Genomic DNA, 18,442 nt, shown 5'->3' on the forward strand with positions numbered 1-18,442 from the left:
CGCGAGCCTCTTTGTAAAAATAATACCATTGGCTTTGTTTATATCAACATTGGTATGTTAACAAAAGTTTATTATATTTGACAGTTATGGCAATTCGGTGGATTTTGCCGGCAGGTGCGCTCGTGCCCGAGGGAGTGTGGGGGGCAAGAGGGTTTTTGGATCCTTTTCCTCCGTTGGAGACCGTCGTCTGCAGCAGCGGGCAACGAAGCACTGATTGCGGTCCGAACCATGGGGCGGGCCTGGCAAAACAAGGGAGAGATTTGCCAATGAAATTGATCACCTCGCTTCTCACCGCGGCTGCCATCAGCGTGGCGTCCTTCGCCGTGCCTGCGCTTGCCCAGGACAAGGGCACCGTCGGCATCTCCATGCCGACCAAGACGTCGACCCGCTGGATTTCCGACGGCGAGACGATGGAGAAGCTGTTCAAGGAAGCCGGCTACGAGCCGGACCTGCAGTTCGCCGACGACGACATTCCGAACCAGCTCGCCCAGATCGAGAACATGGTCACCAAGGGCGCCAAGGTGCTCGTGATCGGCGCCATCGACGGCACCACCCTTTCCGACATCCTGGCCAAGGCGCATGACGCCGGCGTCAAGGTCATCGCCTACGACCGCCTGATCCGCGATTCGGCCAATGTCGACTACTACGCGACGTTCGACAATTTCCAGGTCGGTGTCCTGCAGGCGACCAGCCTGGTTGACGGCCTGAAGGCGAAGTTCGGCGATGTGAAGCCTTGGAACGTCGAGCTCTTCGGCGGATCTCCCGACGACAACAACGCCTTCTTCTTCTACGACGGCGCGATGTCGGTTCTGCAGCCGCTCATCGACAGCGGCGACATCGTCATCAAGTCCGGCCAGCAGGGCATGGACCAGGTCGGCACGTTGCGCTGGGACGGTGCGGTCGCCCAGGCCCGCATGGAAAACCTGCTGTCCTCGACCTACACCGACGCGCAGGTCAACGGCGTGCTTTCGCCCTATGACGGCCTCTCCATCGGTATTCTCTCCGCCCTGAAGGGCGTCGGCTACGGTTCCGGCGACATGCCGATGCCGGTCGTCACCGGCCAGGACGCGGAGCTGCCGTCGGTCAAGTCGATCCTCGCCGACGAACAGTTCTCCACGGTCTTCAAGGACACGCGCGAACTGGCCAAGGTCACCGTCGGCATGGTCAATGCCCTCATGGACGGCAAGGAGCCGGAAGTGAACGATACCAAGACCTATGACAACGGCGTCAAGGTCGTTCCCTCCTACCTGCTGAAGCCGGTTGCTGCCGACAAGTCCAATGTCAAGGACATCCTGGTCGGTTCCGGCTACTACACGGAAGATCAGATCAACAACTGATCGCGCAACGAGCAGGGTCCGCGATCCGTTGCGGACCTTTTTTCTCGACGGGGAAGACTGTAGTCTCGGCAGTCGTGATCCATCGCTCGAAGACTGCCGCGGAATGCTTGGACATGGACAACATCATTCTCGAAATGCGGAGCATCACCAAGACGTTTCCGGGCGTCCGGGCGCTCGACAACGTCAGCTTCAAGGTCCGAGAAGGGGAGATTCACGCGCTCGTCGGTGAGAACGGGGCCGGAAAATCGACCCTGATGAAGGTCCTGAGCGGCGTCTATCCCGCCGGTACCTATGACGGCGAGATCCATTACGACGGCAAGCCGCGCCGCTTTTCGACGATCTCCGACAGCGAAGAGCTCGGCATCATCATCATCCACCAGGAACTGGCCCTTGTGCCGCTCCTGTCGATTGCCGAGAACATCTTTCTCGGCAACGAGATCGCCAAAAACGGCGTGATCCATTGGCCGCAGACCTTCGCCCGCACGAAGGAACTTCTGAACAAGGTGGGCCTCAGCGAGTCGCCTGCAACCCTCATTACCGATATTGGCGTCGGCAAGCAGCAGCTCGTGGAGATTGCCAAGGCGCTGTCGAAAAAGGTGCGGCTCCTGATCCTCGACGAGCCGACCGCCTCGCTCAACGAAAAGGACTCCGACGCGCTTCTGAAGCTGCTCATGGAGTTCCGCAACCAGGGCATGACCTCGATCATCATCTCGCACAAGCTGAACGAGATCAGAAAGGTCGCCGACAAGATCACCATCCTGCGCGACGGCGGCACGGTGGAGACGCTGGACTGTCACAAGGAGGACATCAGCGAGGACCGGATCATCAAGGGCATGGTCGGGCGCGACATGGAGGACCGCTATCCATCACGCGAGCCGAAGATCGGCGAGACGCTGCTGGAAGTGAAGAACTGGAACGTCTTCCACCAGCAGCACCGCGACCGGCAGTTTCTGCACGATGTCAGCTTCACCGTCCGCGCCGGCGAGGTCGTCGGCATCGCCGGGCTGATGGGCGCCGGCCGCACCGAGACGGCGATGAGCATCTTCGGCAAGTCCTGGGGCCACAGGATCACCGGCGAAGTGAAAATGCGCGGCAAGCCGGTCGATGTCGGCACGATCCCGAAGGCGATCGACGCGGGCCTCGCCTATGTCACCGAGGACCGCAAGCATCTCGGCCTTGTACTGATCAACACCATCAAGCAGAACACGACGCTGTCGAACCTCGAGGCGGTTTCGAAGAACGGCATCATCGACGACCACAGGGAAGCGAAGGTCGCCACCGACTACCGTTCGAAGCTGCGCATCCGGTCGCACTCGATCTACCAGGAAGCGGTCAACCTTTCCGGCGGCAACCAGCAGAAGGTCGTGCTGTCGAAGTGGCTGTTCACCAATCCCGAGGTGCTGATCCTCGACGAGCCGACCCGCGGCATCGACGTCGGCGCCAAGTTCGAAATCTACACCATCATCAACCAGCTTGCAGCCGAGGGCAAAGGCATCCTGATGATCTCGTCGGAGATGCCGGAACTGCTCGGGACCTGCGACCGCATCTATGTCATGAATGAAGGACGCATCGTCGCCGAGCTTTCCAGGGAGGAAGCAAGCCAGGAATCGATCATGCGCGCCATCATGCGCTCCGGGGGGAAACACTAATGGTCGCCGATACCAGCGCTCAAACCGTCAAACCGTCCATCGGGGACTATCTCAGGAACAATATCCGCGAATACGGCCTTCTCGTCGCGCTCGTCGTCATCATGGTGTTCTTCCAGATCGTCACGAACGGCGTGCTGTTCCGCCCCGTCAACATCACCAACCTCGTGCTGCAGAACTCCTTCATCGTCATCATGGCGTTGGGGATGCTGCTGATCATCGTGGCCGGGCACATCGACCTTTCGGTGGGCTCGATCGTCGCCTTCATCGGCGCGATATCGGCGATCATGCTGGTGAAATGGGGCTTGCCGGCGATTGTCGTCGTCCCTGCCTGTCTCATCGTCGGCGGCATCATGGGGGCTGCGCAAGGCTATTGGGTGGCCTATCAGAAGATCCCGGCCTTCATCGTCACCCTCGCCGGCATGCTCGTCTTCCGCGGCATGACCTATGTGGTGCTCGGCGGCCGGCCGATCGGTCCGTTCCCGAAGGAATTCCAGATTCTATCGACCGGCTTCGTGCCCGACTTTTTGTATTTCCTCAATCCGGCACCGGAGACGATCAAGAACATGGTTGCGCTCGTGGCGGTTCTGGTCCTCGTCGGACTGGCGATCTGGTCCGGCTTCCGCAACCGCCGGATCAACGAGATGCATGGGACGGAGAACGAGCCCTTCGTCTTCTTTGCGATCCAGATGGCGGTCATCGCCGTCGTGGCGCTGTTCATCGGCTTCCAGCTGTCCACCTATCGCGGATTGCCGAACGTGCTGATCGTCATGGGCGTGCTGATTGCACTCTACTCGTTCCTCACCACCCGCTCGACGATCGGCCGGCGAATCTACGCCATGGGCGGCAACGAGAAGGCGGCCAAGCTCTCGGGCATCAACACCGAACGGCTGACCTTCTACACCTTCGCCAACATGGGCGTGCTCGCAGCCCTTGCCGGCATGATCATCACCGCGCGCCTGAATTCGGCCACCCCGAAGGCGGGCGTCGGCTTCGAGCTCGACGTGATCGCGGCCTGCTTCATCGGCGGTGCCTCGGCCTCCGGTGGCGTCGGCAAGATCACCGGTGCCGTAATTGGTGCCTTCATCATGGGCGTGATGAACAATGGCATGTCGATCATGGGCATTGGCATCGACTACCAGCAACTGATCAAGGGGCTGGTACTGCTCGCTGCCGTGTTCTTCGACGTCTACAACAAGAACAAGGGCTGATCGGCTTCGGCCGGACAGCAGGACAAGCCATCTAAGGACGGGGCCGCGCGGCGGTCGGACGGCGCGGCCTGAACCGCGTCCCTGGCGGCGTGTTGCCGGTGCCTCGGGAAATGCAAGGAAGCGAAGCATGCTGGTATCACAGTTGAAGAATGCCGACGGCTCGATCACCGTCGTCGTGCGCGAAGAGGGGCAGAGCGGTCAGGCGATGAAGGGCGCCGCGAGCCTCCATTCGCTGGCGATGGAAGCCGCAGATGCCGGCAAAAGCCTCAAGGACGTGATCGAAGCCCATGGCCTGGGCGATGCCGTCGACCTTGAAAGGGCCTATGCCGAGGGCCGGCTGCTATCGCCGATCACCCACCCCGATCCGGCGCACCTGCACCTGACCGGCACCGGGCTGACCCATCTCGGTTCGGCGGCCACGCGCGATGCGATGCACAAGAAGGTAGGTGAGGCGGCCGAGGAGACGCTGACCGACTCGATGAAGATGTTCCGCATGGGGCTGGAGGGCGGCAAGCCGAAGCCGGGCGAGAGGGGCGTCCAGCCGGAATGGTTCTATAAGGGCAACGGGACGCAGGCGGTCGCGCCGGGCGCAGCGCTGACGTCGCCCGCCTTCGCCGAAGACGGCGGCGAGGAGCCGGAAATCGCCGGCATCTACGTCATCTCTTCGAAGGGCACCCCGTTCCGCCTCGGCTTTGCCGTGGCCAACGAGTTCTCCGACCACGTCACCGAGCGGGTGAACTATCTCTGGCTCGCCCACTCGAAGCTGCGGCAGGCGAGCTTCGGCCCGGAGATCCGGATCGGCGAAGCACCGGACGACATTCGCGGCTTCTCGCGTATCCTGCGTGACGGCAAGGTGCTGTGGGAGAAGCCGTTCCTCTCCGGCGAGGCGAACATGTCGCATACGTTCGCCAACCTCGAATACCACCATTTCAAATACGCGCTGTTCCGCCAGCCCGGCGAGGTGCATGTTCATATGTTCGGCACGGCGACGCTGTCCTTCGGTGATGGCATCCGTACCCAGGAGGGCGACGTGTTCGAGATCGGCGCCGATGGCTTCGGCTTGCCGCTGCGCAACCCCCTGGCAATTGCCAGGGAAGACGAGGTCGAAATTCGTCAATTGTAATCAGGTGGGGCCGGCGCTTTCGTGTCGACCCGCTCCGATGACAGGAGGCATGCCCATGACCATCCACCAGAACCTGATCGCCGGCGAATGGGTCGGCACGGACGCGGTGAAGAACATCAACCCGTCGAACACCAACGACGTGGTCGGCGACTATGCGCGCGCTTCGGCCGAGGACGCAAGGGCGGCGATCGCCGCCGCCAAGGCCGCCTTTCCGGCCTGGTCACGCTCCGGTATTCTCGAACGCCACGCGATCCTGAAGAAGACCGCCGACGAGATCATCGCCCGCAAGGACGAGCTCGGTACGCTGCTCGCCCGCGAGGAAGGCAAGACGCTGCCCGAGGCGATCGGCGAAACCGTGCGCGCCGGGCAAATCTTCGAGTTTTTCGCCGGCGAAACCCTGCGCCTTGCCGGCGAGGTGCTGCCGTCGGTCCGCCCGAACATTGGCGTCGAGATCACCCGCGAGCCGGTCGGCGTTGTCGGTATCATCACGCCGTGGAATTTTCCGATCGCCATTCCCGCCTGGAAGATCGCCCCGGCGCTCTGTTACGGCAACACCGTCGTCTTCAAGCCGGCCGAGCTGGTGCCGGGCTGCGCCTGGGCGATCGTCGACATCCTCCACCGCGCCGGACTGCCGAAGGGCGTCCTCAACCTCGTAATGGGCAAGGGCTCGGTCGTTGGACAGGCGATGCTCGACAGCCCAGATGTGCAGGCGATCACCTTCACCGGCTCGACGGTAACCGGCAAGCGGGTCGCCGCAGCCTCCATCGAGCATAACCGCAAGTTCCAGCTGGAGATGGGCGGCAAGAACCCGTTCGTCGTGCTCGACGACGCCGATCTCACCGTCGCCGTCGAGGCCGCCGCCAATTCCGGCTTCTTCTCGACCGGCCAGCGCTGCACCGCGTCGTCGCGGCTGATCGTGACTGAGGGCATCCACGATCGGTTCGTCGCGGCGCTCACCGAGAAGCTGAAAAACCTCGTCGTCGACGACGCGCTGAAGGCCGGCACCCATATCGGCCCTGTGGTCGACGCGTCGCAACTGAAGCAGGACACCGACTACATCGAGATCGGCAAGCAGGAAGGGGCGACACTCGCCTATGGCGGCGATCTCCTCAAGCGCGACAATCCGGGCTTCTATCTGCAGCCGGCGCTGTTCACGGACGCCACGAACGACATGCGCATCAGCCGCGAAGAAATCTTCGGGCCGGTCGCCTCCGTAATCCGTGTGCGGGATTACGACGAGGCGCTGGCGCTCGCCAATGACACGCCGTTCGGGCTCTCCTCCGGCATCGCCACCACCAGCCTGAAGCACGCCACCCATTTCAAGCGCAATTCGGAGGCGGGCATGGTGATGGTCAACCTGCCGACCGCCGGCGTCGACTTCCACGTTCCCTTCGGCGGTCGCAAGGGCTCCTCCCACGGCCCGCGCGAGCAGGGCCGATACGCCAACGAATTCTATACCACGGTCAAGACCGCCTACACGCTGGCCTGACCAAGTGCGCCGGCATTGGCCGGGGCGTCTTACGCAAGGACGACAGGAAATGACGAAGAAAGCTGAATGGCCGCGCAAGCTGCGCTCGCAGGATTGGTTCGGCGGGACCGGCAAGAACGCCATCATGCACCGCTCCTGGATGAAGAACCAGGGGTTGCCGGCGGATACCTTCGACGGGCGGCCGATCATCGGCATCTGCAACACCTGGTCTGAGCTGACGCCATGCAACGCGCATCTGCGCGACCTCGCCGAACGCGTTAAGCGCGGCGTCTACGAGGCCGGCGGCTTTCCGGTCGAATTCCCGGTCTTCTCCTGCGGCGAGAGCACGCTGCGCCCGACGGCGATGATGTTCCGCAATCTCGCGGCGATGGACGTCGAGGAGGCTATCCGCGGCAATCCGGTCGACGGCGTCGTGCTGCTCGGCGGCTGCGACAAGACCACGCCGAGCCTCTTGATGGGCGCGGCTTCGGTCGACATTCCGGTGATCCTCGTCTCCGGCGGCCCGATGCTGAACGGTAAGTGGCGCGGCAAGGATGTCGGCTCGGGCACCGCCGTCTGGCAGTTCTCCGAGATGGTGAAGTCCGGCGAGATGACGCTGGAAGAATTCATGGATGCCGAGCAGGGCATGGCCCGCTCGGCAGGCAGCTGCATGACGATGGGCACGGCCTCGACCATGGCCTCGATGGCCGAGGCGCTGGGCATGACGCTGCCCGGCAATGCGGCGATCCCCGCCGTCGACGCCCGCCGCCGGGTGATCTCGCAGCTGTCCGGTCGGCGCATCGTCGACATGGTCAAGGAAGACCTCAAGCCATCCGACATCCTGACCAGGCAGGCGTTCGAGAACGCCATCCGCGTCAACGGCGCCGTCGGCGGCTCGACCAATGCCGTCCTGCACCTACTGGCGCTTGCCGGTCGGGTGGGCGTCGACCTGACGCTCAACGACTGGGACCGACTCGGGCGCGACGTGCCGACGATCGTCAACCTGCAGCCGTCCGGCAAGTACCTGATGGAAGAGTTTTATTATGCCGGCGGCCTGCCGGTGGTCATCAAGGCGGTCGGCGAGATGGGGCTCTTGCACAAGGACGCCATCACCGTCACGGGCGAAACGATCTGGAATAACGTCAAGGATGCGGTCAACTACAACGACGACGTGATCGTGCCGCGCGAAAAGGCGCTGACGAAGTCGGGGGGGATTGCCGTGCTGCACGGCAATCTCGCGCCGAAGGGCTGTGTGCTGAAGCCGTCCGCGGCCTCGCCGCACCTGATGCAGCACAAGGGCCGCGCCGTCGTCTTCGAAAGCATCGAGGACTACCACGCCCGCATCAACCGCGACGATCTCGACATCGACGAGACCTGCATCATGGTGCTGAAGTATTGCGGGCCGAAGGGCTATCCGGGCATGGCCGAGGTCGGCAACATGGGACTGCCGCCGAAGGTGCTGAAAAAGGGTATCACCGACATGATCCGCATTTCCGATGCGCGCATGTCGGGCACTGCCTACGGCACCGTTATCCTGCACACCGCGCCGGAAGCCGCCGACGGCGGACCGCTGGCGCTGGTCGAGAACGGCGACATGATCGAGGTCGACGTTCCCGCCCGCACGATCCACCTGCACGTTTCCGACGAGGAACTGGAGCGTCGCCGCAGCGCCTGGGTCAATCCGGTCAAACCGCTGGTCGGCGGCTATGGCGGCCTATACGTCAAGACCGTGATGCAGGCCGACACCGGCGCCGACCTCGACTTCCTCGTCGGCGCACGCGGGGCGGGCATCCCGATGGACCGCGACAGTCATTGAGAACAGCGGCGGATTAAGGGACGCGCTGGCCGCGTCAGCGTCCACCTGCCTGGTGATTTTCGCGTCGACCCCGTTGACCGGCTGACCATCGCCACGGCCCGCGAACTCGGCGCGATGCTCTTGACCGTGGATCGCGAAGGGGGCCACGTGGTCGCAAAGCACAGCGCAATAGCGACCGCCGCCGCGAACGTGCCATTCGATCTTTGCCTAGGTTGCCGATGCGCCTTCAGCCGGCTACCCGCAACCGCGTTGAACCTGAGCATCAGGATTATTGCTTTGACCGCGGTGCTGGCCGGGCCTATCGGTCGTCCCCCGTGCGAATGATCTGCCCACCGGAGTTCCCATGTCTCTCGACCGTCTGGCTCCGGCCATCTTCGTCCTGCTCTGGTCGACCGGCTGGGTGGTGGCGAAGTTCGGCGCCATCTACTCCGATCCGCTGACCTTCCTCTCCGTGCGCTATGCGGTCGCGGCGGTGCTGTTTGCCATGCTCTGCCGGCTTGCCGGGGTACGGTGGCCGCAGGACCGCGCGACTTCTACCTGGCGGCGGTCTGGTGGGCGGTGGGGCAGGGCGTGCCGGCGGCGCTGTCCGGCATCATCGCGGCGCTGCAGCCGCTGATGACCGCACTGGCGGCGCCCTACATGATCGGCGAGCGGCTGTCGCCGATGCAGAAGATCGGAATCGTGCTGGGCTTTGCCGGCGTGGCGATCGCCATCCTTCCGAAGTTTTCCGGCGTCGGCGGCGCCGATATTCCGGCCCTGGCGCTTGTCGTCAACATCCTTGGGATGACCTCGGTGACCTACGGCACCATCTACCAGAAGCAGCACCTGCATACCGGCGACATCCGCGCCATTGCCATGCTGCAGTACCTCGGGGCGCTGGCCGTAACCCTGCCGTTCGCCTTCCTGCTGGAGCCGGTCGAAATCCGTCTGTCCTGGGGTTTCATGGCCCTGCTGGGCTGGTCGGTGCTCGGTATCTCGATGGGGGCGGTGATGGTGCTGCTCTACCTGATCCGCAGGGGCCAGGTGTCGCGCGCCGCCTCGCTCATCTACCTCGTGCCGCCGCTTGCCGCGATCGAGGCGGCAATCGTCTTCGGAGAGGAACTGACGGTGCCGATGCTCGTCGGCACCGCGATCGTCGTTGCCGGCGTCTATCTCGCCAATCGCAAGGAGACGCGAGCAGCGCCCGCCGAATAGAGGGCATCTTGCCAGATACAAAAATGGCGGGCCGAAGCCCGCCATCGTCATGCACGACAGAAGCAAATCTACGCGTGTTCGCGGCGCTGGCCGTTCGGCCGGCGCGACTGGCTGCGATTGCCGCCATTGCTCGGTCCGTTGCGGCCGCCACCGTGGTTGCGGTTGCGGTGATCACCCTGCTTCTGGGCGGGGCGGCCGGGGGCGTGCCGGTTCGGCGCGCCGTCATGAGCGGCGAGCTCGCCGCGATCCTGGCGCGGCTCGTGCCGCTTCTGCGGACGGTCGGAGAAACCACGATCGACAATCTGGCCATCCATTCGGGCGGCGGCAGGACGTTCGCCACTGCGCTGCTGGCCATTGGCGCCGCGTGCGCCCTGGCCCTGCGGCCGGGGCTGGCGATGCTGGCCGGCGTTGCGCTGGCCGCCGCCATTGCCGCCGCGACCCTTGCGCGACTTGCCGCCGGGACCTGGCATGTCGGCCGGGGCCTCGCCGCTGGCAACCGCAATCGAAATGCCCATCAGCCTTTCGATATCACGCAACAGGCGAATGTCGTCGGGTGCGCAGAAGGCGATGGCAATGCCGTCACGGCCGTTGCGGGCGGTGCGGCCGATGCGGTGGACATAGGCGTCCGGTACTTCCGGCAGGTCGTAGTTGTAGACGTGGGTGACGCCCGGAATGTCGATGCCGCGGGCGGCAACGTCGGTCGCCACCAGCACGCGGATCTCCCCGTCGCGGAACGCCTTCAGCGCCCGCTCGCGCTGGCCCTGACTCTTGTTGCCGTGGATGGAAGCCGCCTTGAAGCCGACGTGGTCGAGATGCTTCATCAGCTTCTCGGCGCCGTGCTTGGTGCGCGAGAAGATCAGCGACAGGCCGTCCGGATTGTCGGTCAGGGTCTGCTTGAGGATCTGCGTCTTGTGGTCCTTGCCCGGGACGAAGTGAACATACTGCTCCACCTTGTCGGCGGCCTTGCCGGGCGGCGTCACTTCGACCTTCATCGGGTTGGTCAGGTATTCGCCGGCAAGTTCGGCGATCAGCTTCGGCATGGTGGCGGAGAACAGCAGCGTCTGCCGGTTCTTCGGCACCAGCTTGGAAATCTTGCGCAGGTCATGAATGAATCCGAGGTCGAGCATCTGGTCGGCCTCGTCCAGGACAAGATAGCGGCCCTGCGTCAGCGTCACCGACTTGCGGGCGACGAGGTCGAGCAGGCGGCCGGGCGTGGCGACAAGAATGTCGGTGCCGCGGCTTAGCATTTCCGATTGCTTGTTGATCGAGGCACCGCCGACGACGGTGACGACGCGCAGCGGCGTCTTCTTGACGAAATCGCGCAGGTTGTCGGCGATCTGGTTGACCAGCTCGCGAGTCGGGGCAAGCACGAGGGCGCGGATGTTGCGCGGATCGGGGCGGCGGCCCTCGGCGAGCAGGCGCTCGATCATCGGCAGGCCGAAGGCTGCCGTCTTGCCGGTGCCGGTCTGGGCCAGGCCGATCAGGTCGTTGCCGGCGAGTACCAGTGGGATCGCCTTTTCCTGGATGGGGGTGGGCTTGTCGAAGCCGAGCGCAGCAAGCGCGTCAAGGACGTTCTTCGACAGGCCGAGGTCATGAAAAGTGGTCAAGTCAATATGCCTTTCGGGGCGCCAAACGCGTCAGCCGGACAGGCACCATGCCGATCCGGTTTCGTCTGGCGTCAAGAACCCCGCGTGATTTGGGAACTTGTGGTTGATAGAGGCGTGTGGCGCAGTCTTCCACGCGGTGGCGGAACAGTTCACTTGCGCGCATCCTTCTTCAGCGATCCAATCGGGGATATCGCAGGGCTCGCTCACGCGGCGGCCGGAAGGCAACGCAGATTTCCATGTCGTGGTTTTGGGCTGGAAAGTCAAGCGCTAGTTTTCGCAGGTGCAGCATCTTTGCATGGCCGTAGCTGGAGGAACGCCGGCCAAAAACTCGCGTTTGCATCAAGACGACACACCGCATCGAGATGTCAGAAGACCGCGGACAGGACGTCGCGGTCAGGATCCGCAAGGAGTGGTGAACGATGACAAGCACTTGGATTCTCGCCGCCGATGGTAATCAGGCCCGCCTTTTGAAAGGCATCAACTTCCTCAAGGATGGGCAGAAAAGCCCGGAGCAGGAGATTTTCCGGAGCGAGCCGAAACGGACACAGGACATCATGAGCGATCGGCCGGGGCGCAGCTATTCGTCGCACGGACCGGGGCGCTCGGCGATGGAATATACGAGCGATCCGGTGCGCGACGAACAGCAGCGCTTTACCGCCGAAGTGGCGGACAAGTTGGAGTGCTATGCCGAAGCTGGCGCCTTCGATCGTCTGATCGTCTGCGCAGCGCCGCAAACCCTTGGCGCCTTGCGCTCGATGCTCGGCGCCAGGTGCCGGGAAAAGACAACCGCGGAGATCGACAAGGACTTCACGAACCTGCCCACGGAGAAGCTGCTTTCGTCCGTGCGTTCGATCATGTTCGAGTAGCGGCTACCACCTTTGCCTGAGTTTCGTTGGGTAACGAAGCTTGCTATCGTCTCGCAGCCCTTTCGGGGAGGCCACGCATGCGCCTGCATCATGTCTTTATGCTGTTCTTGTTGTCTCTTGGTCCGGTCGGCATTGCGCAGGCGGAAACGCCTGTCGAGCGGGGCAAGTATCTCGTGCAATTCGGTGGCTGCAACGATTGCCACTCGCCGGGATATTTCTTCGGCAAGACGACGCCCGAGACTTTTCTTTCCGGGTCCGATGTCGGCTTCCAGCTGCCACAGGGAACGTTCGTCGGCCCGAACCTGACGCCGGATGGCGAAACGGGGCTCGGGAAGTGGACCGAGGCGGAGATCGTCACCGCCCTGCAGACAGGCGTCAGGCCCGATGGCCGTGTGCTTGCTCCGATCATGCCCTGGCACGCCTTCGCAAAGCTGACGAAGCAGGATGCCGCAGCGATCGCCGCGTTCCTGAAATCCATGAAACCGGTTCGCCACCAGGTTCCCGGCCCGCTTGGTGTCGGCGAGAAGCCAACCTTCCCGGTGATGACGATCATTATGCCGGAAGGCGCGCCGTCCCAATCGAAGTGAGCGGTCGCGGTCGCGCTCAGGAGGCTGTCGGCGCGCCGATTTCCTCCTTGCGTTTGGAGACGAACGTGGCGAGCTCCTCCTCGATCGCCGGGTCCAGCAACGGCCGCTCGTAGGCGTTCAGCTTCTCCTGGTACACCCGGTTGGCGTGGTCATAGGTGGTTGGGCGCCCCGCTTCCGACCACGCCTCATAATTGCGCCGGTCGGAAAGGATCGGCGAATAGAAGGCTGTCTCGCACCGGACCAGCGTGTGTGGCATCACGAAATAGTGCCCGCCGGGGCCAGCCTCGCGTATGGCGTCGAGAGCCAGCGCATCGTTGCTGGTGTCCAGCGGCCGGAGAAACTCCGCCACCATCTGCAGCATGTCGACGTCGAGGATGAACTTCTCGAACGACGCCGTAAGCCCGCCTTCGCTCCAGCCAGCGGCATGCATGATGAAGTTGCCGCCCCCCTGGGTCAGCGCCCAGAGCGAGAAAGCCGATTCATAGGCGGCCTGGGCGTCGAGCGCGTTGGAGGCGCTGGTGTTCGAGCTGCGATAGGGAATGCGGTATTTGCGCGCCAACTGGCCACCGGCGATCACGGCCTGCATATATTCCGGCGTTCCGAACGCAGGGACGCCGGTTCGCATGTCGACGTTGGATGTGAAGCCGCCATACATGACCGGCGCGCCCTTCCGCACCATCTGCGTGAAGGCCAGCCCGCACAGTGCCTCGGCGTTCTGCTGGGCAAGTGCGCCGGCAATCGTCACCGGGGCCGTGGCGCCCGCAAGCGTGAACGGTGTGACGACGACCACCTGGTTACGCGAGGACATCTCGATGATGCCCTGTAACATTGGCTCGTCGAGGCGCAGGGGGGAGGACGTGTTGATGTTGGTAAAGACCGATGGCTGCTGCTCCATCTCTTCCATGGTGATCCCGCGCGCGATGCGGGCGATCTCGATGCCGTCGATGGTGCGCTGGCGGTCGAGCGGGTAGACGTGGAACACCTTGTCGGTCAACGTCACCAGGTCGGCCAGACAATCCAGGTGGCGCACCGAGGCGTGCAGGTCGACCGGGTCCACCGGATAGCCACCGGTCGTGTGGATCACGTCGTAGCACTGGGCAAGCTTGACCAGCTTGCGAAAGTCCTCCTGGTTTCCGGCGCGCCGGCCGCCTTGCCGATCGGTCACGAATGGAGCGGAGGCGACCGGTGCGAAGACGAGGTTGTTGCCGCCGATCTCGACGTTGCGCAGCGGATTGCGCGCATAGATCGTAAAGTCCGGCGGCGCGGAGGCGATCATCTCCATGATCAGCCCGCGATCGAAGCGTACGCGATCGGTGCCGGGCGTCACATCGGCGCCGGCCGCTCGCATTCGCTCCCTGGCCTCCGGCAGGATGATGTCCATGCCGATGTCTTCGAGGATGGTGAGCGATGCCCTGTGGACGGCCTCAAGCGCATCGTCGGAAAGGACGGTCGATCTCGTCGTCGCGTTGGTGATGTTCAGGTATTTCGCACTTCCGGACGCCTTGCGCTGGCGCTCGGAAACGCGGTTCTGGCGTCTGCGTTGCCTGGCCGTGGAATCCGACCCCTGCTGTGCGAGATGCAGATCCAGATTTACAACGTCACCCATGGTGTGGTCCCGATTGTCCATTGATACTGGATATCCTGTCACACGAAAGAGGCAAGCAGCCGGTCGTTTGCGACAATGAAACGTGCAGACGGACATGCGTTTTGTCAGTTGTGTGACGCTTCCTCGCAACCAGTGGACGATCTGCAAGGTTCTCTTAACTATCTGTTCAAATTGTGCGTGCTAACTCGGCCAATGGGAATTCCCGCCCCTGTTTGAGAAGCGTCAGAGTGGCTGAAATACAAGACGATTTGCTGTTAGCCGCCTGCGAGCGGATTCACTCGCAGACATCACCGGCCTACATCAAAGGCAGCGAGATGCGCTACCTCGCCGTCAACGCCGCGTTTTGCGAACTTTTCAACATCGGCCAGGAAACAGTCGTCGGACTCAGCGACGAAGAGATCGGTAAAGGCGACGGTCACCACGATAGGCACGAGCATGAGCGTCGCTGCCTTGTATTCGGCAGCGACGAGACGGTGCGCTACTGTCATGCGCAAAGCGGCCAAAACTTCATCATCTCGATGCGGCGCCAGCGCATTTCCGCTGAGCTGTCCGTCCTGATCGGCACGTTCATTCCGGCCCACGGCACGCTTGCCGTTCGCGCCGATGCACTCGCCCATGGTGCCGGGATCTCCTTCAGCGGCAATTCGGCGCCGGAAGGACGCGACAAGAGCGTCACCGGGTCGGAACCCGTCGTGGCGGACCCGTCCACCCAGGAAGCGTCGGCGGAGCATGTTCTCGACGCCATCGGAACGGGTGTCGCGATCTTTGACCGAGCCGGGCGCCTGACGCACGCCAATCGTGTCATGCGCGAATTCTACCGGGCCCTTGTCGGTGACGTCCCGGATGCGGATCTCGACATCCGCCGGCTTCTCTGCGCCCTCCACGAGGTGGAGACGTCGGACGATGATCCGGTGGAACGCGAAAGCTGGATCGAGCAGCGCCTTGCCGAATACGAGTTGCCGCTGTTCGAGCGCGTCAGCCGGACGGTTGCCGGCGGGTGGATGCGGCTTGTGACGCAACGTCGTCCCGACGGCACGCTCGTCGCCCTGCGCTCCGATGTGACCGCGCTGAAGGAAAACGAGGCGCGGTTGCGCCAGCAGGGCCAGGAGATCGCCCTCTACCGCGCGCTTCTCGACGAGTTGCCGGTGGCGACCTACGTGCGTGACGAGAAACAGCAGTTGATGTTCGCAAACCGGGTCTTCCTCGATCTGATCGGGTCGACCGCCGCGGACATCATAGGAAAGACCACGCTTGAGATGTTTCCCCTTCAAGGTGAGCAGCTTCACGCCGAAAACCAGAGGGTGCTCGACACCGGCGAACTCATCGAGTCCGAGTTCGATTTCCGGCGGCCCGACGGAACGATCGTGCCGACCATTTCTCGGGCCTACCGCGTCACCTCGGCCGACAATCGCAATTATCTCATCAGTTCGATCACAGACACGACGCTTCTCAAACGGCGTGAGGACCAGTTGATCGAAGCCCGTCAGCAGGCCGAGGCGATCAAGTCGGATCTGGAGAGCATTGTCGCGTCGCTTCATGTCGGGATCGTCGTCGTCGATGAAAACTCGACGATCGAACTGGTGAACGAAGCATTCGAGAGCCTGTGGGATGGCGATCTGCCGCCGCTGCAGCAAAGGCCGATCGCCGAATTGCACCGCTTCAAGCGCGAGCATGGCGAGACGATCGAGGCTCAAGCGGGCGTCTGCGACACCGACCACGAGTCTTGGCTGCGCAGCGTGCGCGACGGCCGCTTCCCCACCCGCGAGGTGAGTTATGCCAATGGGCGCACGCTGATCGAATCCGGCCAGCCCATATCGGGCGGCCGCTGCCTGCTGACCTATATCGACATCACCGAGCGACGGGAGCGGGAACGCGAGGTGCTCCAGACGCGCAGCGCGCTGGAAGAGGTCGGCAGCCTGGTGAAGGACGCCATGTCGGCGATGGGCCAGGGTCTGCTGATCATCGACAACGGTCGCATCGAGCTTGCCAACGAGGCGCTGATTTCGATGTTCAGCGCGCCGCCCGCCTTGCTTCAGCCGGGGGCTCCGATTGCCGACCTGATCGAGGACAGTGCCCGGCGAGGCATCTTTGGCTACATCGGTGAACAGCGGGTGGAGGCGCGCGACTTCCTCGCTACATTGATGAGAGACCGACCGATGCCGATCGTCTTCCGCAGCGGCCGGGGCATTTGGCTGCAAATGGAAGCGCGGCCCACCGAGCACGGTCGCATCGTTCTCGTCTATTCCGACATCACCGAGCTAAAGGCGCGCGAGGACGAGTTGCGCCGGCTTGTCCTGCGGGCTGAAACGGCCGACAAGGCGAAGTCCGAGTTCCTTGCCAATATGAGCCATGAGATCCGCACGCCGATGAACGGCGTCCTCGGCATGGCCGAACTGCTGGCGAAATCCGACCTCGACACGCGTCAGAAGACCTTCATCGACATCATAGTGAAGTCAGGCAATGCGCTCCTGACGATCATCAACGACATCCTCGACTTTTCCAAGATCGACGCCGGACAGATGAGCCTGCGCAAGGCGCCGTTCAATCTGGTGGAGGCCGTGGAGGACGTGGCGACGCTGCTTTCGTCGAAGGCAGCGGAAAAGGATCTTGAACTTGTCGTGCGCGGCGCGGCCGACATTCCGGTCGTCGTTGTCGGCGACGCCGGGCGGTTCCGCCAGATCGTAACCAACCTCGTCGGCAATGCCGTGAAGTTTACTGACGTTGGCCACGTTCGGATCGACATGTCGGCGACCGGAATTGAGGACGGCAAGGTCGCGATCACGCTGCGCGTCGAGGATACCGGTGTCGGCATTCCCGAGGACAAGCTGTCGGCGGTGTTCGAGAAGTTCTCCCAGGTTGATGCGTCTTCCACCCGGCGTCACGAGGGGACCGGGCTCGGCCTTGCGATTACCGATGGGCTGGTCACGCTTTTCGGCGGATCGCTTTCAGCGGAAAGCGTAGTCGGTAAAGGCTCGGTGTTCACCGTCACGCTTCCGATGGAGGTCGAGCACGCAGATGCATTGAATGTCGCGGTTCCAGTCAACCTCCGCGGCGCCCGGGTGATCGTTGTTGATCGCAACGAGGCCACCCGAAGCGTCACTCGCGAGCTGCTGACGGAATGGGGCTTCGACGCTACCGCAATTGCCGATGCCGAGGAGGCGCTTGCACTGCTCTCCGCAGCCAGCGCAATCGATATCACCGTGGAGGCGGCGATCGTCGACAAGAGCCTGCGTGATGCCCAGGGGCGTAATCTGATCGAGGCGATCCGCCAGGATTTCCCGTCGACCGCGCTGATCGCACTTTCCGCCCTGGGAGCACCGGCACAGGACAGCGGCCTTGATGGCCTCGAGATCGACGCTCATCTGATGAAGCCGATTCGCGCGGGGCTTTTGCGCGAAACGGTGTGCGAGGTGATACGCACCCTTCGCCATCGCCAGCAGAGGCCTGCCGGCGCAAACGGGCCGCGGGCTGACGGTTCGTCCGTCATCTCCCTTACGCGGCCTATCGCCGCCTTGGATGCGGAACCGATCGACGTGCTGGTGGCCGAGGACAACGAGGTCAATCAGATCCTTTTCCGCCAGTTGCTCGAGGCTTCGGGTGTCAGCTACACGTTGGTGGCCGATGGCGAGCAGGCCGTCGAATGCTTCAGGACGCTGAAGCCGCGCATGATTTTGATGGACGTGTCGATGCCTGTCATGAACGGGCATCAGGCGGCGCGTGCTATACGCCGAATCGAGGCGGGAACCGGCGAACGGGTGCCCATCGTTGCGGTCACGGCGCATGTGCTTGATGGTGATCGCGAAGCCTGCCTCGCGTCCGGCATGGACGATTACCTGGCGAAGCCGATCAGCACCGACAGGTTGGAGGAGATGGTGCAGCGCTGGCTGAAGACGGACAAGCGCGACGCCAGAGGTTCGACCCTGCACTGATCCCTGCAGCATCTCTCCCGAAAGTGGAAACCGATTTCGGGAGAAATGCGAA

General features: G+C 63.1%; 11 protein-coding genes and 1 pseudogene. 10 read left to right on the plus strand and 2 right to left on the minus strand.

Features of this window, described 5'->3' with window-relative positions:
* Window positions 1-266: 266 nt before the first annotated feature.
* From chvE to JNC62_RS13575, 7 genes and pseudogenes are all read left to right on the plus strand, one after another.
* Window positions 267-1,337, plus strand: coding sequence for a multiple monosaccharide ABC transporter substrate-binding protein (gene chvE / locus JNC62_RS13545; protein ID WP_374839537.1), 1,071 nt, complete (start codon window positions 267-269; stop codon window positions 1,335-1,337).
* Between the two features lie 113 nt (window positions 1,338-1,450).
* Complete coding sequence (gene mmsA, locus JNC62_RS13550; protein WP_374839538.1) at window positions 1,451-2,986, plus strand: multiple monosaccharide ABC transporter ATP-binding protein; 1,536 nt, start codon at window positions 1,451-1,453, stop codon at window positions 2,984-2,986.
* On the plus strand, window positions 2,986-4,194 hold the full coding sequence (mmsB, locus tag JNC62_RS13555; RefSeq protein WP_374839539.1) for a multiple monosaccharide ABC transporter permease: 1,209 nt from the start codon (window positions 2,986-2,988) through the stop codon (window positions 4,192-4,194). The genes mmsA and mmsB overlap by 1 nt, the downstream gene beginning before the upstream one ends.
* Window positions 4,195-4,321: 127 nt before the next feature.
* On the plus strand, window positions 4,322-5,317 hold the full coding sequence (gene araD1 / locus JNC62_RS13560) for an AraD1 family protein (protein WP_374839540.1): 996 nt from the start codon (window positions 4,322-4,324) through the stop codon (window positions 5,315-5,317).
* 55 nt (window positions 5,318-5,372) lie between these two features.
* Window positions 5,373-6,806 (plus strand): aldehyde dehydrogenase family protein, encoded by a 1,434-nt coding sequence (locus tag JNC62_RS13565; RefSeq protein WP_374839541.1) that lies wholly within the window; start codon window positions 5,373-5,375, stop codon window positions 6,804-6,806.
* Window positions 6,807-6,855: 49 nt separating this feature from the next.
* Complete coding sequence (gene araD, locus JNC62_RS13570) at window positions 6,856-8,601, plus strand: L-arabinonate dehydratase (RefSeq protein WP_374839542.1); 1,746 nt, start codon at window positions 6,856-6,858, stop codon at window positions 8,599-8,601.
* A gap of 343 nt (window positions 8,602-8,944) precedes the next feature.
* Window positions 8,945-9,795 (plus strand): annotated as a pseudogene (locus tag JNC62_RS13575) (DMT family transporter).
* Window positions 9,796-9,863: 68 nt separating this feature from the next.
* Here the strand turns inward: JNC62_RS13575 and JNC62_RS13580 are convergent.
* Window positions 9,864-11,402: a DEAD/DEAH box helicase gene (locus JNC62_RS13580; RefSeq protein ID WP_374839543.1), complete on the minus strand. Its 1,539-nt coding sequence runs from the start codon at window positions 11,400-11,402 to the stop codon at window positions 9,864-9,866.
* 419 nt (window positions 11,403-11,821) lie between these two features.
* On the opposite strand from JNC62_RS13580, the gene JNC62_RS13585 reads away from it, so the two are divergent.
* Together JNC62_RS13585 and JNC62_RS13590 are read left to right on the plus strand one after the other, a co-directional pair.
* On the plus strand, window positions 11,822-12,268 hold the full coding sequence (locus JNC62_RS13585) for a host attachment protein (protein ID WP_374839544.1): 447 nt from the start codon (window positions 11,822-11,824) through the stop codon (window positions 12,266-12,268).
* A 77-nt stretch (window positions 12,269-12,345) separates the two neighbouring features.
* On the plus strand, window positions 12,346-12,855 hold the full coding sequence (locus JNC62_RS13590; protein WP_374839545.1) for a c-type cytochrome: 510 nt from the start codon (window positions 12,346-12,348) through the stop codon (window positions 12,853-12,855).
* Between the two features lie 16 nt (window positions 12,856-12,871).
* Here JNC62_RS13590 and JNC62_RS13595 read toward each other — a convergent pair whose 3' ends face one another.
* Entirely contained in the window at window positions 12,872-14,461 is a 1,590-nt protein-coding gene (locus JNC62_RS13595; RefSeq protein WP_374839546.1) for a trimethylamine methyltransferase family protein, read from the minus strand.
* 227 nt (window positions 14,462-14,688) lie between these two features.
* Between JNC62_RS13595 and JNC62_RS13600 the strand changes: the two genes are divergently transcribed.
* Window positions 14,689-18,390, plus strand: a complete 3,702-nt coding sequence (locus JNC62_RS13600; RefSeq protein WP_374839547.1) for a PAS-domain containing protein — start codon at window positions 14,689-14,691, stop codon at window positions 18,388-18,390.
* The last annotated feature ends 52 nt before the right edge of the window (window positions 18,391-18,442 follow it).

Origin of the sequence: Mycoplana ramosa (assembly GCF_041930185.1) — a bacterium.
Lineage (GTDB): Bacteria > Pseudomonadota > Alphaproteobacteria > Rhizobiales > Rhizobiaceae > Mycoplana > Mycoplana ramosa.